This window comes from Ferruginibacter sp. HRS2-29 (assembly GCF_024343615.1).
Lineage (GTDB): Bacteria > Bacteroidota > Bacteroidia > Chitinophagales > Chitinophagaceae > Ferruginibacter.
Window position 1 is genome coordinate 25,512 of record NZ_RJUB01000156.1, and the last position, 25,272, is coordinate 50,783.

Sequence of the window (25,272 nt, forward strand, 5' to 3'; positions counted from 1 at the left end):
TTCAAAGTCGTGTAATAAGAAAACTATTTTACCGGGGTATCGCCCATATGGTAAACCAGTTTCCCCCCTTTTACAATATCGGTATGCTTCAGGATAAAACCGGTAAGCGGCTTGCCATTCAGTTCAATTTTTTGCACATACACATTCTTATCGCTTTGGTTCTTTACTTCGATGATGAATTTTTTGCCATTTTCCAGGTTGATGGTGGCGCCATCTACCGCGGGGCTGCCGATTGAATAATCGGGAGAGCCTGGCGCAACGGGATAAAAACCAAGGCTGCTGAAAATATACCAGGCACTCATCTGGCCGGTATCATCATTGCCACCAAGGCCGTCCGGCGCCGACTTGTATTGCATTTTCAGGATCATGCGGATGCGTTCCTGCGTTTTCCATGGAGCGCCGGCAAAGTTGTATAAATATGCCACATGATGTGCCGGCTCATTGCCATGTACATATCCGCCGATAATTCCATCGCGGGTGATATCTTCTGTTTCGGCAAAAAACTCGTCGGGAAGGTGCATGGTAAATAAGGAATCGAGGTGTTTTACAAAACGATCTTTTCCTCCCATCATTTCTATCATCGTGTTTGGATCGTGCGGAACAAAAAGGCTGAAGTTCCATGCATTTCCTTCAATGAAACCCTGGCCATCCGTTTTCAACGGATCAAAAGATGCTTTGAATTTTCCATCGCTCAGTTTCGGGCGCATGAAACCTGTAGAAGCATCAAACACATTTTTATAATTCTGCGAACGTTTAATGAATTCATTGTAAACATCCATGCGATTGAGTTTTTTTGCCAGCTGCGCAATACACCAGTCATCGTAGGCATATTCCAATGTAGTGGAAACACCTACGCCATTTTTATCAACAGGGATATAACCATTGTCCATGTACAGCCCAAGGCCATCATAGCTCCTGTGCTTCGCTGTAGTCACGCAGGCATCCAGCGCTTTGCTGGCATCGATACCAATAGTATTTCCTTTGATGATAGCATCGGCCAACACGGAAACGCTGTGATAGCCCGACATACACCAGTTGTCATTGGCAGAATTGCTCCACACCGGCAGCATGTGCAATGTGCTTTGATTGTAATGCGCCAGCATTGATTGTACCATATCTGCATTGCGCCTGGGTTGCACAATGTTGAACAACGGATGCAGGGCACGATAGGTATCCCAAAGCGAGAATGTTGTGTAATTGGTAAACCCTTTTGCCTGGTGTACTTCCTGGTCAAGCCCCTTGTAGGCGCCATCTGCATCCATGTAGGTAGTAGGATTGATGAAGGCATGATACATCGCCGTATAGAAATTTTCTTTCTCCACCTTCGAACCTTCAATTTCTATTTTGGCCAGCTCTTTGTTCCAGAGGTCCTGCGCCTGCTGTTTTGTTTTTTCAAAATTCCAGCCTGGCAATTCCGTATTCATATTTTTCAATGCACCTTCCATACTTACCGGCGAAAGGGCAAACTTCACTTTTATCTTTTCAAACTCCTCTGTTTTGAAATCGAAATTCAACCGCAGTTGTTTACCCGCCAGCTCCGGGAAATTTTTCCGCTGGTCAAACTTGCCCCAGAAGCCACGGTACGTCATCTTCGCAAATTCTTTGCTGCCATATTGAAAAAACGGTTTTGAAAATTTCATCGCGAAATAAAGTGTACGTGTACGTCCCCAGCCATTTGTCTGGCGATAGCCTGTAACGGTGCTGTCATTTTCTACCCGTACGAATGTCCACACATTTTTTTCATCATAATTGTATATGCCACTCATCAGGTCGAGGATGATATGGCTCTGGTTCGATTTAGGAAAAGTATATTGATGAAAGCCCACCCTGTTGGTAGCGGTAAGCTCGGCAGTGATGCCATGATCGTCGAGCAGCACTTTATAATAACCTGCCTGCACAGTTTCGTTCTCGTGCGAAAATGCAGAACGGAAGCCGCTTTTAGGATTATCGGCAGTTCCGGGATTTAATTGCAAAGCACCCACCGTAGGCATGATCAGAAAATCGCCGAGGTCGCTGTGGCCTGTGCCGCTGAAGTGAGTATGGCTGAAACCTACAATGGTCTTGTCGTCATATTGATAGCCTGCACAATATTTATATACATCGGGATTGTATTTCCCATCTACCGAAAAAGGAATGGTATCCGTATCCGGGCTGAGCTGAACCATACCAAAAGGCACTGTGGCACCGGGATAAGTGTGGCCCATCCGTTGAGTGCCTATGATGGGTTTTACATATTGTACCAGGGGTTGCTTTCTGGTGAGTTGTGCAAAGGAAGCGCCGCTTAAGAATAGCAGGGAGAGGAGAGGAATCGATTTCATTTTACGAAGGTAGATAGAATGAATAATTAATGATTAATAATGAATAATTCTTCAGGATGTAAAGGCTTTAACCGTTTAAGTAATGTTTCACTGGAGAAATTATTAACTATTAATTATTCATTATTAATTAACACGTGTTAAAAAAAATTAACAAAAAAAAGTATGGTATGATTTGGTTCGTACGAAAACTTTCCTACCTTTGGTTCATGAAAGAAATGAATGATGATAAAAAGATGGATCCTACAAAATCCGAGCTGGAGATATTGCAGGTGTTGTGGCAGCATGGTCCAAACACGGTGCGGTTTGTAAACGATACCCTCAACGAACAGAAACGTGCCGTTCAGTATACCTCCACCTTGAAACTGATGCAGATCATGGCGGAAAAGAAAATGCTTACCCGCGATGAAAGCAGCATGAAGCATATTTATGCGCCTGCCGTGGAAGAGCAGCAAACCAAGGGCATTTTGCTGGAAAGGTTTGTAGACTCTATGTACAACGGATCGGCCAGCAGCCTGATGATGCAGTTGCTCGGTAATAAAAAAACATCGAAGAAGGAACTGGCAGCCATTAAGGAACTGCTGAACCAGCTGGATAAAAAATAATCAACCACCACCAAACCGGTCTTATGTATTTACTATCTGCACAAAACCTTTTTACAGGTAAAATGATTCAGGCACTCTGCTGGACATTGATCCATTCTCTCTGGCAGGGGTTACTGCTGGCGGGGATTACAGGCCTGGTAATACTTTTTACCAGGAAAAAAAGCGCTGCGGTGCGTTATAATTTACTTACATCGGCATTGGTCTTATTCATGGTGACCATTTCCATTACGTTCTGCCTGCAAGCCGGGAAGGCCTTTACAGAAGTTTCTGTGCCTTTGACTGCCATCGGCGAACCCTCTATCACATCAGCCACTAACACTATCATAGCAGTACCGGCGGTTACCGGTCATTCTTCTTTCATGGATCTGGCTACAGGCTTTTTCAACAGGTACGCCACTGCTATCGTGTTCATATGGTTCCTGGTGATCAGTGTAAGGCTGGCACAGATGATGGCAGGGTTGTATAGCATTCAGCAGATCAAAAAAAGAAAGGTCTCAAGTGTGGGTTCTTTCTGGAGCCTCCGTGTACAGCAGCTTTCAGCTCAGCTGGGTATCAAACAAAAGGTAGGTTTTCTTCAATCGGGTATCGTAAAAGTACCGATGGTGGCAGGCTTTTTAAAGCCGGTGATCTTCTTCCCTTTAGGGGCGCTGGCTTCGCTTTCGCCGGCAGATGTGGAAGCGATACTCCTGCACGAACTGGCGCATATCCGCCGCAAAGATTACCTCATCAACATGCTGCAGCATGTGGTAGAGATCCTTTTCTTTTTCAACCCGGCGGTACTATGGGTATCGGCGCTGATAAAAACAGAGAGGGAAAACTGTTGCGACGATATCGCTCTTTCTTTTACCAGCAACAAACGCGATTATATCAATGCCCTGGTCTCCTTCCAGGAATTTGATGAAGCGCAACCCCGCTATGCAACAGCGCTCACAGGAAAAAAAGACCACCTGTTGCAACGCGTCAAACGAATTGTTCATAACAACAATAAATCATTAAACAACATGGAAAAAATATTTTTAATAGGCTGTTTCCTGCTAACGGGAACGCTTACACTGGTTTTTTCTCAAACGAAAAAGAACAACCCGTCAACAGAAACCAGCACCACAAAAACGCAAAAAACGGAAACCACCATGACGTCTGCAACGCTGGATGAGCCGCTGCTTTCGGCAGATCAGCTGGCGCAGGATCTTACTGAAGGGAAAACAATCGTTTACAACGATCGATCCGCAAAGTCACGCAGGCACTTTGTTTCAAAACGTAATGGCAATGTGTACGAGATATATGGCGACATCACCTGGTTTAAAATAAACGGAAAAAAAATACCACAGGATAACTGGGATACATACAAAACGATCATGAACGACATGATGGCCAATTATGAAGAATTGGAGACGAGTGCGGATATGTGGTTCCAACAGGATTCTACCAGGGCCCGGAAACTCAAAGCAGAAGCTGCTGTAATTGCATTGCAACAAAAAAAACCGGCTGCCGGGCAGGTAAAATTGGCTAACCAGGATAGCCTGCAGAGTTTAAAAGCGCAGTTAAATAAACTGGACGAGCAAAAAGAACCAGACATGCAGATTCAGGCATTGGATGAAAAAAAGGCCGAATTGGATCAGCAGCAACAAAAGCTCGATGAACGCAAAGAAAGAAGAAAAGATACGCGGGAGAACCGTACGGAAGAGCACAAGCTGAAAGCGGAAAAAGATAAAAGGGAAGCGGATAAAAATAAAGTTACTACAGTAACAGATGAGCAACGCAAAGTGAATATAGAAACGGTAGTGGACAATGATAAATATTATACCGTTACCGGCCTGAGCTATAGCGTAAATAATAATATCAATACCAACGTAAATACCAACATCAATACCAATGTAGAAAAAGACGTTGATGTAACGGTGCTCACCAATAATATCATAGCCGACCTGAAGAAAAACAACATCATTTCCAATGAAAAAAATCTTTCTTACCAGCTCACCGGTTCGCAGCTTATCGTGAATGATAAGGTACAATCAGCTGCCCTGCATGCTGCATTGAAAGCTAAGTATATCAGGAATTCCGACTGGAAGCTTTTGTACAATTGGAAGCTCAAAGCGAATCGATAAGATTCAACAAACCAGGCGGACAGTTTTTTTTCATCTCATCATTTCATTTCTCTATTAACCCACGCCCCGGCGTGGGGCAACCACCCTTTTGTCTAAATTTTTAATCATTAACATGAAATCACAATTTTCATTCATACTATTCCTATGCCTTGTATGCAGCATCCATACCATTGCACAAGACAGCACAGGCCGGCTAAAAGACAGCACACTTGCCAATGTGGTGGTCAATTCGCAAAAAAGAGCGATCGAACGCAAGGCTGATAAAACAGTCATCAATGTAGATGCGTTCATTTCGAGTACGGGAAGCAATGCGCTGGAAGTGCTGGAAAGGTCGCCGGGAGTACAGGTGGACAACAATGACGCCATCAGCCTCAAAGGCAAGCAGGGCGTGGTGATCTATATCGACGATAAGCCCAGTTATTTATCCGGCACCGACCTGGCGAATTACCTGAAATCACTGCCGGCCAGTTCACTCGACAAGATAGAGATCATGACCACTCCACCGGCACGCTACGATGCCGCGGGCAATGCAGGAGTGATCAACATCAAAACGAAAAAAGGCAAGACAAAAGGTTTCAATGGAAATTATAATGCCAGCCACCGGCAGGGAGTATACGGAGATATCAGGAGTAGCCTGAATTTTAACTATCGGAATAAAAAGTTCAACTTTTTTACCAACGCATCTTTTTCCTCAGGCCAAAATTTCAGTGACCTGGATATCGCCAGGCGCTACCGCAATCATGCCGGCGAACAGGTTTCTTCATTTGCACAAAACACGTACAATAAGCGATGGTACAAAAGTACCGTGCTAAAACTCGGGATGGATTATACACTCAACAAACGCTCAACGATCGGTTTCGTGCTGAGTGGCATGCAACGCCCCTCAACCGAAAAAAGGGACAATACAGGTTTTTTTTACAACGCGGCAAATGCTACAGATTCCATGATATTGGCGGATAATTTTGAACGCGAGAGCTTTAAAAACAAGAGCGCTAACCTGAACTATCGCCTTCAGATCGATAGCAGCGGCCGGGAACTCAGCATGGATGCGGATTATATCCGCTATGATATGGGCGCCGATCAGCTATTCAAAAATGCGAGCGTCACTGCCGGCAATGTTCAGAAATACCGCGACGAATTATCCGGCATGCTGCCCTCGTTCATCAATATTTATTCGTACAAATTTGATTACACCCACCCTTTGCAAAAGGGGTTAAAAATGGAAACCGGTATCAAAACCAGCTACACCAGTACGGATAATGATGCAAAATATTTTGTAACGGAAGGTAATGTTACTTCGCCAGACTATGATAAGACCAATCATTTTATCTACAAAGAGAATATCAACGCCGCCTACGTCAATTTCAGTAAGGAGTTGAAGCGGGTTTCGCTGCAAGCCGGCCTTCGTGCGGAGCAAACGATCTCCAAAGGATATCAGGCGGGCAACATCCAAAAACCTGATTCATCTTTCAAAAAGAATTACACCAATCTTTTCCCGACGCTGTTTGCTTCGTTCAAACTGGATAGCAACGGCAACCACAGCCTGAACTTTTCCTACAGCCGCAGGCTGGATAGGCCTTATTACGCCGACCTTAATCCTTTTGTGTCGCCACTGGATAAGTTTACCTACTATGCGGGCAACCCTTTTTTAAAGCCGCAGTTCACGCATCATTTCGAGCTCACGCATACATTTAAGAATAATTTCAACACATCGTTTTTTTACGACCATGTAAAGGATGAAATGAATGAGACCATCGAATTGAGTGGAAATACTTTTATCAGCCGTACCGGCAACATCGGCAAAAAAGTAATCGCAGGCTTTACCATAGATGGAACCATCAAAGTTGCAAAGTGGTACAACATTCTGCCTTACGTGGAATACAATTTCCGGCGTACGTTAAGCAGGTTATATACCGAAACGATCGACAATCAGGGTAGCGTATGGGTGTTCAATTGCAACAACCAGTTCAATTTTACAAAAGGATGGAGTGCGGAACTATTCTTTTTCTACCGGACGAAAATGCTCAATGGACAGTTTCGCCAGGGTGAAATGGGATTGATCAATGGCGGTGTAAAGAAGAAGATCCTGAAGGATAAAGCGAGTGTGCGGGTATTCGTGCAGGATTTCTTTTACAGCAGGGTCAACAAAGGTGATATCAACAACCTGAAAGGGGGTGAAGGAAATTATCACAATGTGGGAGACAGCCGGGCGATCATTATTGGCTTCGCCTACAGCTTTAGCAAAGGAATAAATGCGGATCGTAAGGAGCGTAAGAACGGAGCAGATGCAGAAACGAACCGCGTAAAAAATTAGCCAATTACGAATGGGCAATTACGAATTACGAATGCTGGTCCGTAATTCGTAATTGCCCATTCGTAATTAATTTATCTTTGCGTTTCAATTTTACGTATGTTCCTCATAGCTTACGACCCCATTTATGCGCACCCGTTGCCCGAGGGGCACCGCTTTCCGATGTTGAAGTACGAACTGATACCGGCGCAGCTATTACACGAAGGAACTATCACGGAAGAAAATATCTTTTCACCACGGCAATGCACAAACGAAGTGGTGTTGTGGACGCACGATAAAACATATCTCGATAAACTTTTGCATCAGCAACTTTCCGGGAGGGAGCAACGCCACATCGGCTTTCCTCAATCTCCTCAACTTACGGAGCGGGAACTGCGGATTGCGCAGGGCACAATCGATGCGGCTTTGTCGGCAATGGAGAATGGTGTTGCGCTGAATGTTGCCGGGGGCACACACCACGCTTTTGCCGACAGGGGCGAAGGATTTTGCATGCTCAACGACCAGGCCATTGCCGCCAACTATCTTTTACGAAAAGAGCTGGCAAAAAAAATTCTCATCATCGACCTTGATGTACACCAGGGAAACGGAACGGCAAAAATTTTTGAAACCGAGCCGCGGGTATTTACGTTCAGCATGCATGGGAAAAACAATTATCCTTTTCACAAAGAAAAAAGTGATCTCGATGTGGAACTCGCCGATGGCACCACCACTGCGGAATATCTTTCTCTGCTGGCGCAAAATCTGCCCCGCCTCATAGACAACGTAAAGCCGGATTTTGCATTTTATCTTTCTGGTGTGGATATTCTGGAGACCGATAAATTTGGCAAACTGAAAGTAACGATCGAAGGTTGTAAAGAGCGGGATAGCTATGTATTTACCCAGCTGAAAAGTGCCGGCATCCCCTGCCAGGTATCGATGGGTGGCGGATACAGCGCCGATGTGCGCATAATCACTGATGCACATTGCAATACGTATAGGTTAGCTAAAGATATATGGTCGTTTTAACCTGTAGGAACGTGCCTGTGGCGCATTCGCGGTGAACGCGCCACAGGCACGTTCCTACGATGATATTTGGAACAATGTTTGAAACCATATTCAAATCACAAACATTAAAACCAAATTATCATGACAACCTTGAACAATAAAAAAGTAGCCATCCTCACCGACAATGGTTTTGAGGAAATAGAACTCACCAGTCCGAAGAAGGCATTGGAAGAAGCCGGTGCTGTGGTCGATATCATATCGCTGCAGGATGTGGTAAAAGGCTGGGACCACGACCACTGGAGTATTGAACTGCCGGTAACCATCAACCTTCGCGAAGCATCACCTGAAGACTATGATGCGTTGATGATACCTGGTGGCGTTATCAATCCCGACCAGATGCGTAACCATAAAGAATACGTCAATTTTGCACAGCATTTTCTGGAAGAAGGAAAACCGTTGGCAGCTATCTGTCATGGCCCGCAACTGTTGATCGAAACCGGCATGCTGGGTGGAAGGGAAATGACTTCTTATCCTTCCATACAAACAGATATCAAAAATGCAGGCGCTTCATGGCACGATGAAGAAGTGGTGGTGGACAACGGGTTGGTAACAAGCCGCAGCCCGAAAGACCTGGAGGCATTCAATACAAAAATGATCGAAGAAATTGCAGAAGGCCGGCACGCCAGCACAGGGGCATTTACGCATCATGCGGAAACGGAGTAGGAATGCACCTGCCGCAGGGCGATGCAACTCAATGCACAGAGGTTAACAAAGAACGATAAATTCTTTGTTAACCTCTTATGATATCTGTATCTACCGGCAAATAACCCAGGTGCCTGCTGAGTGATAATATCTGTCCCTTATGATGAAATTCATGAGTAATTACGTGAGTAAACAGTTTCAATTTATTAACGAAACCTTCCTTGCCGTTGAGATGATATCTTACAAGAGCATCTTCCTGATCGCCCCGCATCGTTTGTATAAATTCATTCATAAATATGTCCACTTCGTCAAATAACAAACGAACTTCCGTTAAGTTATGCCTAGATTCATAACTGTCAAACTCCACCTTTCTTTCCATCGCATGCCGGGCTACCCAATATTGATATACATGGGCAATATGCACCAGCAGGTTACGGGCGCTGCCCCCGCGGCCAAAAGAATTATTTTCATTTACAAAATCTTCTGAAGACATCGTTTCACAATAATCAAGCAACACCTTGCGGGATTGTTTGACCAGATCGTATTGTTCGTTGGCTAATGAAAAAAGAAAGTCCATAGATAAAAAATAAAATAGTTTGATCACAAAGCATGACTATGCCTGGTTTCCTTCATGACCAATTTACTTAATTGCAGGTATGAAAAAACTCCTCTTTTTCCTCCTGTTAATGATCTCTGCAAAAATTCAGGCTCAGGAAACATACAATACGGTTCGCAATATTCATTACTATTCAGATTCCATCAATCAGAAAGATGCTTACATCAATACACAATGTACCATCGATATTTATTACCCGAAGAATAAAAAAGATTTTGCCACCATCGTATGGTTTCATGGGGGAGGGCTTACAGGAGGCAATAAAGAAATACCGGCAGCGCTGATGGAGAAGGGTTATGCGGTGATAGGCGTAGGCTATCGTTTATTGCCGAAGGCAAAAGCCCCGTCTTACATTGAAGATGCCGCGGCGGCCGTGGCATGGGCATTTCAGCACATTGAAAGTTATGGGGGAAAGAGCGATCTCATTTTCGTTTCGGGGCATTCCGCTGGCGGATACCTGGGTATGATGATAACGCTGGATAAAAGTTACCTAGGCAAATACGGCATCGATGCCAATCGCATTGCCGGGCTGATCCCGTTTAGCGGACAAGCCATTTCGCATTTTACCATACGCGGCGAACAGGCAATAAAAGAAACACAACCGGTCGTTGATAAATATGCACCTTTATATTTTGTACGTGCCGATGCGCCCCCGATTCTGCTCATCACCGGCGACCGCGAAATGGAGTTACTCGGCCGTTATGAAGAAAATGCTTATCTGAACCGCATGATGAAACTGACAGGGCACAAACAAACAAGGTTGTATGAATTGCAGGGATACGATCACGGAGGGATGGCACAACCGGCATTTCCGCTACTGTTGAGAGAAGTGAAACAAATTGCGAAGCAATAAATACATAAATGTCTCCAGTAAGTGTTGCCGGGAAGACGGAAAGAAAAGCAGATACTAAAATTTTTTCTTCCCGTCTTTATTATTTAACATCGGCAAGTTTCTGCTGCGGCGTTGTCAGCATTTTGGATTTGCGGAAGCCATATCAGTAAAGCAAGATCTCCTCATTCTGCAACTCGCGCCTGAACCTTTTGCGTGCAGGAAAAAACGGCAGCGACATCAGGATGTCGAATGCGCCATAGTAAATGAATAGTGGCCGGTTGGTAAACAAGGTAAGCAGGCACGAAGAAGCGCAGGAAAAAACAAACCACCACATCCGTAGTGTATAAAATTTTTCGTAAGCCGCTACACGGGTTTCAAAATCTTCGATGGTTACCAGCTGCTGTAATCGTTTGCGCTGGTAATTGCTATGGATCACCGCCAGGATAACTACCAAACCGAGAAAAGGCAATGTTAGTTTTGACCCCGGATCAAATCCACGAAGCAGGTAAGTTCCTTTTTGAAACAGGATGTATGTTGTGATGACCGCGGCAACATTGACCGCAACGGTTGTCCAGAAAACTTGTTTGTACTTTTTTATGGGGATGGTGAAAAAATCCATTTTACTAAGGTAGCATATTGATTAAACCCTTCGCCGGAAAATTCCCAGGATGAGATTAACTGGAAAAATGATCTGCCCCAATAACGAAACGTCCAAAATTATACGGATAGTCTTGATATAGGTGTTGAAAAAATTAAATGATTCCCTATTGCTGAATTCATAGCATCGTTTTGCGGGCGTACTCGAAAAACTATCTCCAAAGTATATGATCAATGCAAAAAAAGAAGTGTAAAAATCGTACTAATGACACGTATCCAGACAAGCACTTTCGAGTATAAAAATTTTCTGGTCAGAATGTAAATGAGCCATATAAACATAGCAACGAATGAGAGAATCCAAAAGAAATGAGCATGGGCTACTACAAAACAGGTATCAGGAAGATGGATATCAACCGTGTTATTTTGATCCGGAAAAAATGACAGCATTACAAACAGCAGTGCGGCCCTGGGTAGTATATGGTAGGGGTTTCTTTTTCATGTGATTAAATATACTATGTTCAATAAGAGAATCATCATATCCGGAAAGACGTTGCGCAATTGGAACAGCGATATCCACATAAAAAGCACTTTTTAAATTTTTTGATAAAGGATGAAAATTAATGAAGCCTGATTCACAACAGCGCATAATATTTATCTTTACGAAAAGCCACCTCACATGACCGATGCCATCATACCCCTGCTCTCCCTCATTGCCCTGGAAGTGATACTCGGCATCGACAATATTATTTTTATTTCCATCCTGGCCGATAAACTGCCCGACCATCAGCGGAATAAATTACGCTATTGGGGGATAGGCCTGGCGATGGTGATGCGGCTGATCCTGCTGGCGCTTATTTCGTGGATACTCCAGCTGGATCAAACGTTGTTCACAGTCTTCAACATCGGGTTTTCGGGCAAGAGCCTCATCCTTATTTTCGGCGGGCTTTTCCTGATATTTAAAAGCACCAAAGAGATCTATCACAAAACAGAAGTAGAGGCCGATGGACAGCCAACAATTCCTGCAAAAGGAAGCTTTGGAAAACTGTTGTCTGAAGTGATCCTGCTCGATCTTGTATTCTCCATCGACTCCATCATCACCGCGGTGGGCATGGTGCAGCAGCTTTGGGTGATGTATACGGCGGTGGTGGTTACGGTGGTCATCATGCTGTTTGCCTCCAAACCCATCAGCGAATTCATCCGCAAGCACCCATCGTTTAAGATCCTGGCCCTGTGTTTTTTATTGATGATCGGTGTTTCATTGATCGCCGAAGGTTTTCATTTCGAAATACCGAAAGGGTATATCTATTTCTCCATGGCATTTGCATTTTTGGTGGATGTGATACAGATGAAAACGGTGAAGCATAAAGGGGGTTAGTATCAACTACTATTGTAATTATTCTAAAAATGGTCAGGGGTTAACACCTGTTTCCCCTTTGAGGCCTAGGGTTCGCAGATGGCGGACAAGGAGCATAACCATTCATCCGGATGCTGTATTTTAAAAAATTATATCAATCGATCCCCGGCGTCATTTCTTATTTTTTCACGGATTTTATCAATATGGTTTTGGGCTAAACTTTGTTCAGTAAATATTCCCAGGTATTGAAACCCGGTGTTGATATCCCAGGTAAAGCAATTTAGATTATCTCTTAATGCCTGATCTGCCGGCAGAATTCTAAGTTGGTTCGTTTTGGGATTTCCTTCTACGATAAACAACCCTTCTCCTTGCATAGAGTTCATAAAGGCCCCTGAGATTATTTCATCCACATTCATAGTTGTGTTTTTGTAAAAGTACTCCCAGGGAAGGGTTCTAAAATATCTCAGAACGGCATATTTTACCGGGTGTCGGCAACTCGCTCTCTGGCTTGAGAAATCCTCTATATAGCTCAGGTGTTCCAAAGAATCCTGCTGTCTTTTAAGAGCGGAGGGTGCGGTAGGAGCTAAGATACGGTCCACTCAAAATTCCCTAAAATTTAAAACTGGTCTAACCACCAACAAAAAACCCCAACATTGCTGTTGAGGTCTTTGTGGTGTGAGCCGGGATTGAACCGGCGACACATGGATTTTCAGTCCATTGCTCTACCAACTGAGCTACCGCACCATCTCTACTCTAAAGTAGAATTCCCCGAAGGGGTTGCAAAAATAAGGGAAAAAATAGCAAACAGCCTAATTTTCAATAAAAAATTTTAAAAATAACACGGCAAAAAATGGCTGACCGCCTTCCCGGCAAGAGGCGAAAACGGCTGTGGGCCGGGAAGAAGGGAGGAGAAAAAAGTGCCCTGGTATGGGTGCACGATCGCCCTACTCCATGTGGTAAATACGGTAACACGATTTTGAGAGAAAATGCCGGTTTTTTTTCTCAAAAAAGTGAAATGATGCAAGAGGGTTTCCTGCTGTTTTTTGAGGTGCCGTTTGAAAGAGGCCTCTTTGGAAAGGCTTATCTAGGGTGCATTACAGCTTAATCATGAAAGAAAAATATCATCCGTTTCCTGCTTTTTTACATATAAAAACGGGAAAAACCTAGATATTTATTTTTTTACTTTTCCACGCCGTGAAATGCAACACTAGCAGGCCTTAACGGTTTTTATTCACGGCCTGTTATTAACTTTTTATTAAATGCTTTTGGATGGTTTGTATTATTGCATAGAGGGTTTTTCACCGGTAAAAACGGTGAAAAAAAACACCCAAAACCGGCCAAAAATTTCCAAGAGGTTGATAGCCAGTTGAAAGGGAGCAAAACCCGGGCAGAATAAAAAATAAAAAGATAACGGTTTAATAATATTTCTAAAAAAGGAGCGATGCAGGATAACGACGAATTACTATTGAGAGAAAACAAAGATCGCTTTGTAATTCTGCCTATCAATTACCCTAAGATCTGGGAACAATACAAAAAACACGAAGCCAGCTTCTGGACCGCTGAAGAGATAGACCTCAGCAGCGACATGAAAGACTGGAACGCGATGAACGATGGCGAACGCCACTTCATCTCCCATATACTGGCCTTCTTTGCAGCCAGCGACGGAATAGTGAACGAGAACCTCGCCGTGAATTTCATGAGCGAAGTACAATTACCTGAAGCCCGCTGTTTTTACGGGTTCCAGATCATGATGGAAAATATACACAGCGAAACGTATGCGCTGCTGATCGATACTTATATTAAAGACCCGGCCGAAAAAGACCGTTTGTTCCACGCCATCGATACCGTACCAGCGGTAAAGAAAAAAGCGGAATGGGCGCTGCGCTGGATCGAAGGCGGAAATTTTGCAGAACGCCTGGTGGCTTTTGCGGCGGTAGAAGGCATCTTCTTCAGCGGCAGCTTCTGCTCTATCTTCTGGCTCAAAAAACGCGGCCTGATGCCGGGGCTTACCTTCAGCAACGAGCTGATCAGTAGAGACGAAGGCCTGCATTGCGAATTCGCCTGCCTGCTCTATGGCATGCTGAAAAACAAATTATCGCAGGACGCAGTATACAAGATCATCGCGGATGCGGTGGAAATTGAAAAAGAATTTATCAGCGAAGCCCTGCCGGTGAAACTCATCGGTATGAACGCCGACCTGATGAAACAATACATAGAATTTGTGGCCGACAGATGGCTGGGCGAATTAGGGTATCCTAAAATGTTCAATGCCACCAATCCATTCGACTTCATGGAAATGATATCGCTGGAAGGCAAAACGAATTTCTTTGAAAAAAGGGTAGGAGATTATCAGAAAGCAGGCGTTATCGGCGGAAACAAAGAAGCACAGGCATTTTCGGTAGACGAAGATTTTTAGAACCACAAAGGCGCAAAGACACGGAGGAGCACAAAGCATCTGCGACTTTTAACCACGATGGATCGATTTAGCTAGCCAACACCAGCAAACAGCACAAACTAATTAACAAGCACAGGAGTAACACGGTACATGTTTTGAACATGCATCGTGAGGGAAGCCGACTCTTTAATAATTAATAATGTATAATTAATAATTAAAGACAGAGGAAGAAAGAGAGAATTAAAGAAATGAATGTTGAAACAAACCAACAATAATTAAGACCCCAATTATTAATTATACATTATTAATTATTAATTGAGCGCAGCGTTACTACTAACCATATAAATATATAAAAATGCAGGTAATTAAAAGAGATGGCAAAAGAGAAAGCGTAAAATTCGATAAGATCACTGCACGTATCGAAAAGCTTTGTTATAGCCTCGACAGGCGTTTTGTCAACGCTGTTGATGTGGCAAAAAAAGTGATCGAAGGTTTGTACGATGGTGTAACTACCACCGAGCTCGACAACCTGGCTGCCGAAACCGCAGCATCACTTACCGTGAAGCACCCGGATTATGCTTCACTCGCAAGCCGTATAGCGGTGAGCAACCTGCATAAGAATACGATCAAGAGTTTTTCGCAGACCATGAAGCTGCTCCACGAATGTGTAGATCCAAAAACAGGGAAATATCTTCCGTTACTGGCGGATGATGTAGCACAGATCATTACAGACAACGCGGCATTGCTGGATTCATCCATCATCTACGACAGGGATTACGGGTTCGATTACTTCGGTTTCAAAACACTGGAAAAATCTTACCTCCTGAAACTCGATGGTAAGATCGTAGAACGTCCGCAGCACATGTACATGAGGGTGGCCATTGGTATCCACAAAAACGATATCGAAGCAGCTATCAAAACTTATCACCTGATGAGCGAACGCTGGTTTACGCATGCTACCCCAACCCTGTTTAACGCGGGTACTCCAAAACCACAGATGAGCTCCTGCTTCCTGCTGACCATGAAAGACGACAGCATCGAAGGCATTTACGATACACTGAAACAAACTGCGAAGATTTCGCAGAGCGCCGGCGGTATCGGTTTAGCGATACACAACATCCGTGCTACAGGCAGCTACATCGGCGGTACCAACGGTACCAGCAACGGTATCATCCCGATGCTGAAAGTATTCAACGATACTGCACGCTACGTAGACCAGGGTGGTGGTAAACGCAAAGGCGCATTCGCCATCTACCTCGAACCATGGCACGCGGATATCTTCGATTTCCTCGACCTGCGCAAGAATCACGGTAAAGAAGAAATGCGTGCACGCGACCTGTTTTACGCATTGTGGATCTGCGACCTGTTCATGAAACGTGTGGAAGCCGACGGGCAATGGAGCCTCTTCTGCCCCAACGAAGCACCGGGCCTGCAGGATTGTTATGGAGAAGAATTTGAAACATTGTACCAGAAATACGAAGCAGAAGGAAGGGCAAGAAAAACCATCAAGGCACAAGACCTTTGGTTTGCTATCCTGGATGCACAAATCGAAACCGGTACCCCATACCTGTTGTATAAAGATGCGGCCAACAGCAAAAGCAACCAGCAGAACCTTGGTACCATCAAGAGCTCTAACCTTTGCACAGAGATCATGGAGTACACGTCTCCTGATGAGATAGCAGTTTGTAACCTGGCTTCACTGGCGCTTCCACGTTTTGTAATAAATGGTGAATTCAACCACGAAAAATTATACGAAGTAACTTACCAGGCTGCCATCAACCTGAACAAGATCATCGACAACAACTACTACCCGGTAGAAGAAGCAGAACGCTCCAACCTTCGCCACCGCCCTATCGGCCTTGGTGTACAGGGATTGGCGGATGTATTCATCCTGTTGCGCCTGCCATTTGAAAGCGATGAAGCGAAACAACTGAACAAAGAAATTTTTGAAACCATCTACTTCGCGGCCATGACGGCGAGTAAAGACCTTGCTAAAGTAGAAGGGCCTTACGAAACATACGCCGGCTCACCGGTATCAAAAGCCATCTTCCAGTTTGATATGTGGGGAGTAGAACCAACCCTGCGTTGGGACTGGTACACCCTGAAAGCAGAAGTGCTGAAACATGGTGTGCGCAACTCATTGCTGGTAGCGCCGATGCCTACTGCATCTACTTCGCAGATACTGGGCAACAACGAATGTTTTGAACCATACACTTCCAACATCTACGTTCGCCGTGTATTGAGCGGGGAATTTGTAGTGGTGAACAAACACCTGTTGAAAGACCTGGTAGACCTGAACCTGTGGAACGATGACATGAAGAGCCAGATCATGAGCCACAACGGATCTATCCAGAACATTGATGGTATACCAGATAACGTGAAAGAAATTTACAAGACTGTCTGGGAGATCAAGCAACGTAATATCATCGATATGGCTGCCGACAGGGGCGCTTACATCTGCCAGTCGCAATCGCTCAACCTCTTTGTAGATGCGCCAACCAGCAGCAAGCTTACTTCCATGCACTTCTACGGATGGAGGAAAGGATTGAAGACCGGTATGTATTACCTGCGTAGCAAAGCTGCAGCACAGGCGGTACAGTTTACAGTAGAAAAACAAGGCGGCAAAACTGCAGAACCATTGGTAGAAAACAAACAACTGGTAAATGTAAACGAAGACAACAGCATCAACATCGAAACCACCATCGACGAATCACAACTGAACGGCGGTACCTGTACGATGCAGGATGGTTGCATCAGCTGCGGATCTTAAGATAAGGATCAACACCACATAACTAACCTCAATAAAAAATAAACACCCCCGAAAGCCCCTCCTTGTGAGGGGTTTTTTATTGAAACCCCGGAGGTTTCCAAAACCTCCGGGGGTGCCGTGATCCTTTTTCTTTACTTTTACCTTTCAAAATCAAACCATGAAAAAATATTTGTTTATCCTCGCTATCAGTTTATTCAGCTCATCAGCTTTCAGCCAGACAGCGATCCCCATCGACAGCATCGCCAGCTACATGGGCAAAAAAGTAACCATTTGCAGCAAAGTATTCGGGTCAAAATATTTTGAAAACTCAAAACGCCAGCCTACTTTTCTCAACGTTGGCGCAGCCTATCCCGGCAATCCGCTTACGGTGGTAGTATTTGGCGAAGACAGGAAGAATTTTCCCGAAGCGCCGGAAAAAATGTACCATCAAAAAGAGATCTGTGTAACGGGGGAGCTGATAGAATATAAAGGCAAGCCGGAGATCATTGTGAACTCGCCGGAGCAGATCGTGATTAAGTAGTCAATAGGGAATAGTCAATAGGGAAAACTTTGAAGGTTATTTTTCTGTTGGGGTTTTTCTATCACAAGGTTATAATTAATTTAAAGAGCCGATAGGTTATTATCGGCTCTTTAAATATTTCTGAAGTTATGCACATGGCATGAACTAATAATGTTCGGGGATTTGACCATTGACTATTCCCTATTGACTAATTGCCGTACACACAAAGAAACTTGATCCTCATCACCTTCAGCTGCTCCCAGGTAAAATTGCTGTCCGCCATTTCTTCCTGTGCTACCTGCAAGGAAGAAGTTTCGCAGCTTTTGAAATAATCCATGATCTCTTCCTGTTCGTATTCGTCTACCATTTCATCAATGGCATAATCGAGGTTGAGCTTGGTGCCGCTGGCAACGATGGTTTCCATTTCTTCCAGAAGTTCGTCGATGCGGAGTTCTTTATTTTTCGCGATGGTTTCGAGGCCGATCTTTTTATCTACATTCTGGATGATGAAGATCTTATTGTTGTTCTTGTTCACCACACTCTTCATCACAAAATCATCCGGGCGGATCACATCATTTTCTTCCACGTATTGATTGATCACATCAAGGAACGGTTTACCATAACGCAGCGATTTCCCTTTGCTCACCCCGCTGATCTTTTCCAGTTCAGCCATGGTGGTGGGGTACATCGTAGCCATATCTTCCAGCGAGCTTTCGAGGAAGATGACGAACGGCGGAAGGTTTTTTTCTTTGGAAACTTTTTTGCGCAACTCTTTCAACAGGTCTAACAACTTTTCATCTACAGCGCTGCTCGCAGGTCCGGATGGTTCATTGGCCTCATCATCCGCGTTGGCATCTTCAAAAAGATTGTTGAGCACTATCTTGAATGAAGCAGGTTTCTTCAGGAACGCCCTGCCTTTCTTCGTGATCTTGAGCACTCCATATTCCACGATATCTTTTTCCAGCAACCCTTCCAGCAACATCTGGCGGATCAGGCTGCTCCAGAAATTGGTATCCTTATCATTGCCGCTGGCAAAAACGTCGAGTGCCTCATGGCGGTACATCTGCACCTGAGGCGTGGCTTTACCGGCAAGGATCAACAAAGTATATTCAATAGCGAATTGCTCGCCCAATGCATCGATGGCTTTCAAAGCCGTTACCGCATCTGCTTTCGCCTCTACTTTTTCTTTAGGGTTTAGGCAGTTGTCGCAATGGCCACAGCTCTTTTCATCGTTGTATTCTTCGCCGAAGTAATACAACAAGGTTTTGCGGCGGCATACGCTGCTTTCCGCATACGATACCGTTTCGTTGATCAGCTGTGCGCCCACTTCACGCTCACTCAGGGGTTTGTCGCGCATCAGGTGTTCCAGCTTCGCCACGTCTTTATGGGAGTAATACAGGATACATTTTCCTTCCATGCCATCACGTCCGGCACGGCCTGTTTCCTGGTAATAATTTTCGATGGATTTGGGGATGTTGTAATGGATTACAAAACGTACATCAGGTTTGTCGATGCCCATCCCGAATGCGATGGTGGCAACGATCACCGATACATCTTCGTTGAGGAATTCATCCTGGCGTTTCGCCCTCAGCTTCGCATCCAGCCCGGCATGATAAGCCACCGCTTTGATGCCATTGGCCATCAGCATGGCCGCCAGCTCTTCGGTGGTTTTGCGGTTGAGGGTATAAATGATCCCGCTCTTGTCTTTATGCTGTTGTATGAAACGAACGATGCTTTTATTGGTCTGGTCGAGATTGATTTTTGGAAGGATCTCGTAATAAAGATTGCCCCTGTTAAAAGAAGAAATGAAAACTTCCGCGTTGCGCAGCCCTAAATTCTTGATGATATCGCTCTGAACTTTTGGGGTAGCCGTGGCCGTTAGTGCAATGATAGGAATATCAGGGTTGATGAGGTCCATCATTTCTTTCAGCCTGCGGTATTCAGGGCGGAAATCGTGGCCCCATTCGGAGATACAATGCGCTTCATCTACCGCGAAAAAAGAAATTTTGAGTTCCTTGAAGAAATTGATGTTCTCTTCCTTCGTGAGCGTTTCCGGCGCCACATAGAGCATCTTGGTCTTACCACTGGTGAGGTCGTCCCTCACTGTTTTCTGCTGCCCCTTATTTAAAGTGCTGTTGAGAAAATGCGCCACATCGTCTTTGCTGCTGTAGCTGCGTACCAGGTCTACCTGGTTTTTCATCAGGGCTATGAGCGGCGATACGATGATGGCCACCCCTTCGCTTACCATTGCCGGCAATTGATAACAAAGGCTTTTGCCGCCGCCGGTAGGCATGATCACAAATGTGTCGTTGCCGGCCAGTAAATTTTCTATGATCTTTTCCTGTGGGCCTTTAAAACCGTCGAAACCAAAAGCATCCTGGAGTTTCGATGCCAGGTCGCCCGAAATATTTAATGAAGCAGGTTTTGAAGCCGCGGCTTTTTTGGGAGCCGCTTTCTTGGTCGTTTTGGGTGTTGCTTTAACTGTAGCCATAATTTTTGTGCCTTACCCTGTAAAAGGTATACCAGGCAGTTTTATTTGAAACGGGTTTTTCATAAGGGCAACGAAGTTACTCTTCCGGCCCTGTAAAATCAAATGCCAACGGCATTGTTTTGAATGCTTTAAAAAGATTTAACAAAGCCGAAACGTTCTTTAAGATAACAATAAAAATCGGTAAACGGACATATTTATTAAAATATATTTACATGCGAAAAGATGCAGGAAACAAGTTACATTGGGCGGCGAATTCTTTCTTTATTGTCGGCCGGTTTTCCCTGGTCTGTCAGCCTGGCCGATAGCTATCGGGATGTCGAAGGCTTATTTTAGTCAAAAATGTGCAAGGCTTCGGCCCTTCGATAAACTCAGGATAAATTCAGCTCAGCCTGGCAGGCTTTTTAAATATTGGCACCGGATCAGCATCCTTTGCTTTTTGGCTGATTTGCACTAGGTTTGCGCCTTGATTTAACATGGATAAACAACAGATCATAAACAGCGCCCGGCGCACCATCGAGCTACAGGCCGCGTCGGTAGCGGGATTGCTCGCATTCGTAAACGACGGGTTTGTGAAAGCGGTGGAGCGGGTGATCATTTGCCAGGGCAGGCTGGTAGTGAGCGGTATCGGCAAAAGTGCCATTGTAGCCCAAAAGATCGTTGCCACCATGAACAGTACCGGCACGCCCGCTTTATTCATGCATGCGGCAGATGCCATACATGGCGACCTGGGCATGGTACAGGAAAACGATGTGGTGCTGCTGATCAGCAAAAGCGGCGACAGCCCGGAAATAAAAGTATTGGTGCCGCTGGTGAAAAATTTTGGCAATACCCTCATCGGGATGGTAGGGAACATACAGTCTTACCTGGCCGAAAAAAGTGATATAGTGCTGAACACGACCATCATACAGGAGGCATGTCCCAATAACCTGGCGCCTACTACCAGCACTACCGCACAGATGGTGATGGGAGATGCGTTGGCGATATGCCTGATGGAAACAAAGGGCTTCAATTCCGACGATTTCGCCCGCTTTCACCCGGGAGGGGCGCTTGGCAAAAAATTGTACCTGCGGGTGAACGACCTGCTTTCGCCCATGGAAAATCCACAGGTGAAGACGGATACGCCTATCAAGCATGTGATCTTGGAGATCACTAAAAAAAGATTGGGGGCGGCGGCGGTTGTCAACGATAAACAGGAAGTCATAGGCATTGTAACTGATGGCGACATACGCAGGATGCTCGAAAAATATGATGTGCTCACCACGCTTACGGCAAAAGACATCATGAGCACACAGCCAAAGATTATCCAGGCGGAAGCCCTGGCAATGGAGGCATTTGAAAAGATGAAAGCCAGCAATATCAGCCAGCTGGTGGTATTGAAAGGTGAAATATATGCAGGGATCATTCACCTGCACGACCTCGTAAGAGAGGGGATCATTTAAAAAAAAGTTATGAGTACTCTGGATAAGAACAATTATGTGGCCATCATGGCCGGAGGTATCGGAAGCAGGTTTTGGCCGATGAGCCGGACGAATTATCCTAAACAATTCCTGGATATACTGAATACCGGCCGTACATTGATACAGGCTACTTACGATCGTTTTTTGCAATTCATTCCCGCGGAAAATATTTATATCGTTACCTCGGTTCAATACAGTGATATCGTGGCCAACCAATTACCCGACCTGCCGAAGGAAAACATCCTGTCGGAGCCTTCCCGCAAAAATACCGCACCTTGCGTGGCATACGTTTCTTACAAGCTAAAACAGCTGAACCCCAATGCCAACTTGATCTGCGCCCCGGCCGACCACCTGGTGACAGATCCTGAAACGTTCAAAACTATCTGCCTCGATGCGTTGCATTTTACCTCACACATCAAAGCGCTGGTAACCCTCGGCATCAAACCAACCAACCCGAATACGGGCTATGGTTATATTCAATACGAATCATTTGCAGTAAGTGAAAATGTGTTTAAGGTAAAAACCTTTACGGAAAAACCTGACCTCGACCTGGCGAAAACCTTCATCGCCAGCGGCGACTTTTTATGGAACGCGGGCATATTTGTTTGGGAAGTAAAAAACATTGTGGCGGCATTCGAAAAATACCTGCCCGAAATGCACGAAGTATTCGATGCGGAAAAAGCAAATTTCAATACGCCCCGGGAAACGGAAGCGATCGAACGCATCTATCCCCAATGCGTCAATATTTCCATCGACTATGGTGTGATGGAAAAAGCCGATAACGTATACGTGATCCCGGCATCCTTTGGCTGGAGCGACCTGGGCACCTGGGCAAGCGCTTACGAAACATTTGAAAAAGATTATCTCTCCAATGCCGTGGGCGGCAAAAATGTATTTGTGCTCGATGCCACCAACAACATGGTGCATGCCGACCACAAAAAACTGGTGGTGCTGCAGGGCATCGACGACTTCATCATAGTAGATACGCATGACGTACTCCTGATCTGCAAAAAAGAGAACGAACAGCAGATAAAGGAATATGTGGCGGAAATAAAGCGCATAAAGGGCGATAAATATCTATAATATGCAATATATCGGCTGTTTTCACGTTTCAGAATAGTATCCATACCTGTTCCAGGTGATTGATTCTTTAAACCCGAAACAAACCAATGGTGAAACTGCTGCTCATTTTACTGTCGGCATTGCTTATGGCCCCCAATTTTATTGATGTCAACATCAATAAAAAAAATGAGTACAATCACAAGGAAGAATTTTCGCCACAGCTGGATTATATAAAGTCGCTCGACCAACTCGAACAGCATACCGATAGCATAGCTACTGCACAACACATCGGGCAATCCTCCGCGGATTATTTCATTTTACTGGAAACTATCATTGCCGAACGTTTTTATCATGGGTTTTCTCATTACAGGTTAAAGCACAACTGGATCGCTGCAGTAAGCGAAAGGCTGATCGGCTACGGCCTCGCCTGCAAGGTAAATCCGGAAGACATATTGCAAAGCAAGGCCGGCGCCTGCTCACAACAGGCAGCGGTGATGATGGCGATTGCCAAACGCAAACACGTGGATTACCGCAGTGTTGGTTTCCCTCACCATTACGCCATGGAAGTGAACGTGAACGGCTGCTGGTATTTCCTGGATCCCAACATGGAACCGCTCATATCGAAAGAACAGCGGATGGAAGAAAGCTGGCATGGTCGAAGCGACGAACTCAAGCAGTTTTACGATGCCGATCAGCACGGCAATATGGATTATGCTTTCGGTACCGGGCTGCAACCGAACTACGGATCTGTAAATGCCAACCCGGCGCCAAGGTTGAAAATATTTCACTCCATCACCTGGCTGTTGTCGCGTACAATCTGGTGCCTGCCCTTGATGCTGGCATTCGCTAAAAGAAGGAGAACATCGCCCTCGGCAAAACCGGCTTACTACGCGGAACAGAATCTGTTTCCATTGTTACCGGCGTAACCATTATTTTTGGAGGGCATAATAAAGCACTCAACTTTGACTCCTTCCATACATAGCAAATTGCCCGATGTAGGCACTACCATATTCACCGTAATAAGTGCGCTGGCAGCGGAACACAATGCCATCAACCTCGGACAGGGCTTTCCCGATTTCTCTATGGATAGCCGGCTGAGCAATCTTGTGGCCAATGCCATGAACAACGGGCACAACCAATATGTACACATGAATGGTTTGCCGCTCTTACGGCAACGGATAGCCGAAAAAGTACAATCGCTTTACAATACTTCCATCAACCCGGACAGCGAGATCACCATCACTCCGGGCGGCACGTATGCCATCTATACAGCATTGACAACCATCCTGCAAAAAGGCGATGAAGTAATAGTATTCGAACCTGCATACGACAGTTATATTCCCAACATAGAGATCAACGGTGCTGTGGCAGTACCGGTGCCGCTGTTGTTTCCCGATTACACGATAGACTGGGAATTGGTGAAACAAAAAATAACGCCGAAAACAAAAGCCATCATCATCAATTCGCCCCATAACCCCACGGGCAGCCTGCTGCGGGAAATTGATATCGTGGCCTTGCAACAGCTGGTGAAGGATTCGGGTATCTTCATCATCAGCGATGAAGTATATGAACACCTTGTTTTTGATGATAAAAAACACCTCTCCATTTTGAAATATCCTGATCTGTACGAACGTAGTTTTGTATGTTTTTCATTTGGCAAAACATACCATTGCACGGGTTGGAAAATGGGGTATTGTATTGCCCCACCTGCGTGGATGAAGGAGTTCAGGAAAGTACACCAGTTCAATTGTTTTAGCTGCCATAGCCCTGTACAGTTTGCGCTGGCAGAATTTTTACAGGAAAAAGAAGCCTATCTCGAACTCGGAAGATCGTTGCAGCAAAAAAGGGATTTCTTTCTGGAAGCGATGAAGCCTGCAAGGTTTGAGGCTTTGCCTTCGCATGGCAGTTATTTTCAGCTGTATAGTTATGCGGGCATCAGCGATGAAAAGGAATATGACTTTGCCCTTCGGCTGGTAAAAGAATGTGGAGTGGCTGCAATTCCTGTTTCTGCATTTTACAAAGGCGGACAGGAGAACAAAGTGGTACGTTTTTGCTTCGCAAAAAAAGAAGAAACGTTGGAAAAAGCTGCGTTGTTATTAAGAAAGTTATAGGGATGGCATCCCTAAGTTTGCCGCAGGCTGTTAAATAATCAAAAAAAATTGAACATTTAGTTTTTT

General features: G+C 45.0%; 20 protein-coding genes and 1 tRNA gene. 15 read left to right on the plus strand and 6 right to left on the minus strand.

The features are described 5' to 3' along the window. Positions 1-23 precede the first annotated feature (23 nt). Complete coding sequence (locus tag EGI32_RS17830; protein WP_255156707.1) at positions 24-2,318, minus strand: GH92 family glycosyl hydrolase; 2,295 nt, start codon at positions 2,316-2,318, stop codon at positions 24-26. Between the two features lie 167 nt (positions 2,319-2,485). On the opposite strand from EGI32_RS17830, the gene EGI32_RS17835 reads away from it, so the two are divergent. From EGI32_RS17835 to EGI32_RS17855, 5 genes are all read left to right on the plus strand, one after another. Then, positions 2,486-2,920, plus strand: a complete 435-nt coding sequence (locus EGI32_RS17835; RefSeq protein ID WP_255156708.1) for a BlaI/MecI/CopY family transcriptional regulator — start codon at positions 2,486-2,488, stop codon at positions 2,918-2,920. Positions 2,921-2,943: 23 nt separating this feature from the next. After that, positions 2,944-5,025, plus strand: coding sequence for a M56 family metallopeptidase (locus EGI32_RS17840; RefSeq protein ID WP_255156709.1), 2,082 nt, complete (start codon positions 2,944-2,946; stop codon positions 5,023-5,025). Between the two features lie 112 nt (positions 5,026-5,137). Further along, a complete protein-coding gene (locus EGI32_RS17845; RefSeq protein ID WP_255156710.1) occupies positions 5,138-7,339 on the plus strand; it encodes an outer membrane beta-barrel protein in 2,202 nt (733 codons plus the stop codon). Between the two features lie 96 nt (positions 7,340-7,435). After that, on the plus strand, positions 7,436-8,341 hold the full coding sequence (locus EGI32_RS17850) for a histone deacetylase (RefSeq protein WP_255156711.1): 906 nt from the start codon (positions 7,436-7,438) through the stop codon (positions 8,339-8,341). A gap of 120 nt (positions 8,342-8,461) precedes the next feature. Beyond that, positions 8,462-9,043, plus strand: a complete 582-nt coding sequence (locus EGI32_RS17855; protein ID WP_255156713.1) for a type 1 glutamine amidotransferase domain-containing protein — start codon at positions 8,462-8,464, stop codon at positions 9,041-9,043. 67 nt (positions 9,044-9,110) lie between these two features. Here EGI32_RS17855 and EGI32_RS17860 read toward each other — a convergent pair whose 3' ends face one another. Then, on the minus strand, positions 9,111-9,599 hold the full coding sequence (locus tag EGI32_RS17860) for a DinB family protein (RefSeq protein ID WP_255156715.1): 489 nt from the start codon (positions 9,597-9,599) through the stop codon (positions 9,111-9,113). Between the two features lie 79 nt (positions 9,600-9,678). Here EGI32_RS17860 and EGI32_RS17865 point away from each other — a divergent pair, with 79 nt between their 5' ends. Further along, the gene (locus EGI32_RS17865) at positions 9,679-10,491 is read left to right on the plus strand and encodes an alpha/beta hydrolase (protein WP_255156717.1); all 813 of its coding nucleotides are present in this window, start codon (positions 9,679-9,681) and stop codon (positions 10,489-10,491) included. Positions 10,492-10,633: 142 nt separating this feature from the next. On the opposite strand, the gene EGI32_RS17870 is transcribed toward EGI32_RS17865, so the two are convergent. Further along, entirely contained in the window at positions 10,634-11,089 is a 456-nt protein-coding gene (locus tag EGI32_RS17870) for a hypothetical protein (RefSeq protein WP_255156719.1), read from the minus strand. Between the two features lie 654 nt (positions 11,090-11,743). Here EGI32_RS17870 and EGI32_RS17875 point away from each other — a divergent pair. Further along, positions 11,744-12,442, plus strand: a complete 699-nt coding sequence (locus EGI32_RS17875) for a TerC family protein (RefSeq protein WP_255156721.1) — start codon at positions 11,744-11,746, stop codon at positions 12,440-12,442. Between the two features lie 128 nt (positions 12,443-12,570). Here the strand turns inward: EGI32_RS17875 and EGI32_RS17880 are convergent, their stop codons facing one another. Together EGI32_RS17880 and EGI32_RS17885 are read right to left on the minus strand one after the other, a co-directional pair. Then, entirely contained in the window at positions 12,571-12,837 is a 267-nt protein-coding gene (locus EGI32_RS17880) for a hypothetical protein (protein ID WP_255156723.1), read from the minus strand. A gap of 255 nt (positions 12,838-13,092) precedes the next feature. Continuing rightward, a tRNA-Phe gene (locus EGI32_RS17885) sits at positions 13,093-13,165 on the minus strand. 106 nt (positions 13,166-13,271) lie between these two features. Here EGI32_RS17885 and EGI32_RS17890 point away from each other — a divergent pair. The 4 genes from EGI32_RS17890 (at position 13,272) to EGI32_RS17905 (ending at position 18,106) form a co-directional block, all read left to right on the plus strand. Next, positions 13,272-13,526, plus strand: a complete 255-nt coding sequence (locus EGI32_RS17890; protein WP_255156725.1) for a hypothetical protein — start codon at positions 13,272-13,274, stop codon at positions 13,524-13,526. A gap of 336 nt (positions 13,527-13,862) precedes the next feature. Continuing rightward, positions 13,863-14,837: a ribonucleoside-diphosphate reductase small subunit gene (locus tag EGI32_RS17895; protein WP_255156726.1), complete on the plus strand. Its 975-nt coding sequence runs from the start codon at positions 13,863-13,865 to the stop codon at positions 14,835-14,837. A gap of 334 nt (positions 14,838-15,171) precedes the next feature. Next, the gene (locus EGI32_RS17900; RefSeq protein WP_255156728.1) at positions 15,172-17,586 is read left to right on the plus strand and encodes a ribonucleoside-diphosphate reductase subunit alpha; all 2,415 of its coding nucleotides are present in this window, start codon (positions 15,172-15,174) and stop codon (positions 17,584-17,586) included. Positions 17,587-17,743: 157 nt separating this feature from the next. Then, positions 17,744-18,106 carry a hypothetical protein gene (locus tag EGI32_RS17905; RefSeq protein ID WP_255156730.1) on the plus strand — a complete coding sequence of 121 codons (363 nt, stop codon included), beginning with the start codon at positions 17,744-17,746 and terminating at the stop codon, positions 18,104-18,106. A gap of 187 nt (positions 18,107-18,293) precedes the next feature. Here EGI32_RS17905 and recQ read toward each other — a convergent pair whose 3' ends face one another. Then, positions 18,294-20,576 (minus strand): DNA helicase RecQ, encoded by a 2,283-nt coding sequence (gene recQ / locus EGI32_RS17910; protein ID WP_255156732.1) that lies wholly within the window; start codon positions 20,574-20,576, stop codon positions 18,294-18,296. 473 nt (positions 20,577-21,049) lie between these two features. Here recQ and EGI32_RS17915 point away from each other — a divergent pair, with 473 nt between their 5' ends. The 4 genes from EGI32_RS17915 (at position 21,050) to EGI32_RS17930 (ending at position 25,206) form a co-directional block, all read left to right on the plus strand. Beyond that, a complete protein-coding gene (locus EGI32_RS17915; protein WP_255156734.1) occupies positions 21,050-22,015 on the plus strand; it encodes an SIS domain-containing protein in 966 nt (321 codons plus the stop codon). Between the two features lie 9 nt (positions 22,016-22,024). After that, a complete protein-coding gene (locus EGI32_RS17920) occupies positions 22,025-23,116 on the plus strand; it encodes a mannose-1-phosphate guanylyltransferase (RefSeq protein ID WP_255156736.1) in 1,092 nt (363 codons plus the stop codon). 86 nt (positions 23,117-23,202) lie between these two features. Next, on the plus strand, positions 23,203-24,021 hold the full coding sequence (locus tag EGI32_RS17925; RefSeq protein WP_255156738.1) for a hypothetical protein: 819 nt from the start codon (positions 23,203-23,205) through the stop codon (positions 24,019-24,021). Positions 24,022-24,057: 36 nt separating this feature from the next. Further along, on the plus strand, positions 24,058-25,206 hold the full coding sequence (locus EGI32_RS17930) for a methionine aminotransferase (RefSeq protein ID WP_255156739.1): 1,149 nt from the start codon (positions 24,058-24,060) through the stop codon (positions 25,204-25,206). Positions 25,207-25,272 lie beyond the last annotated feature (66 nt).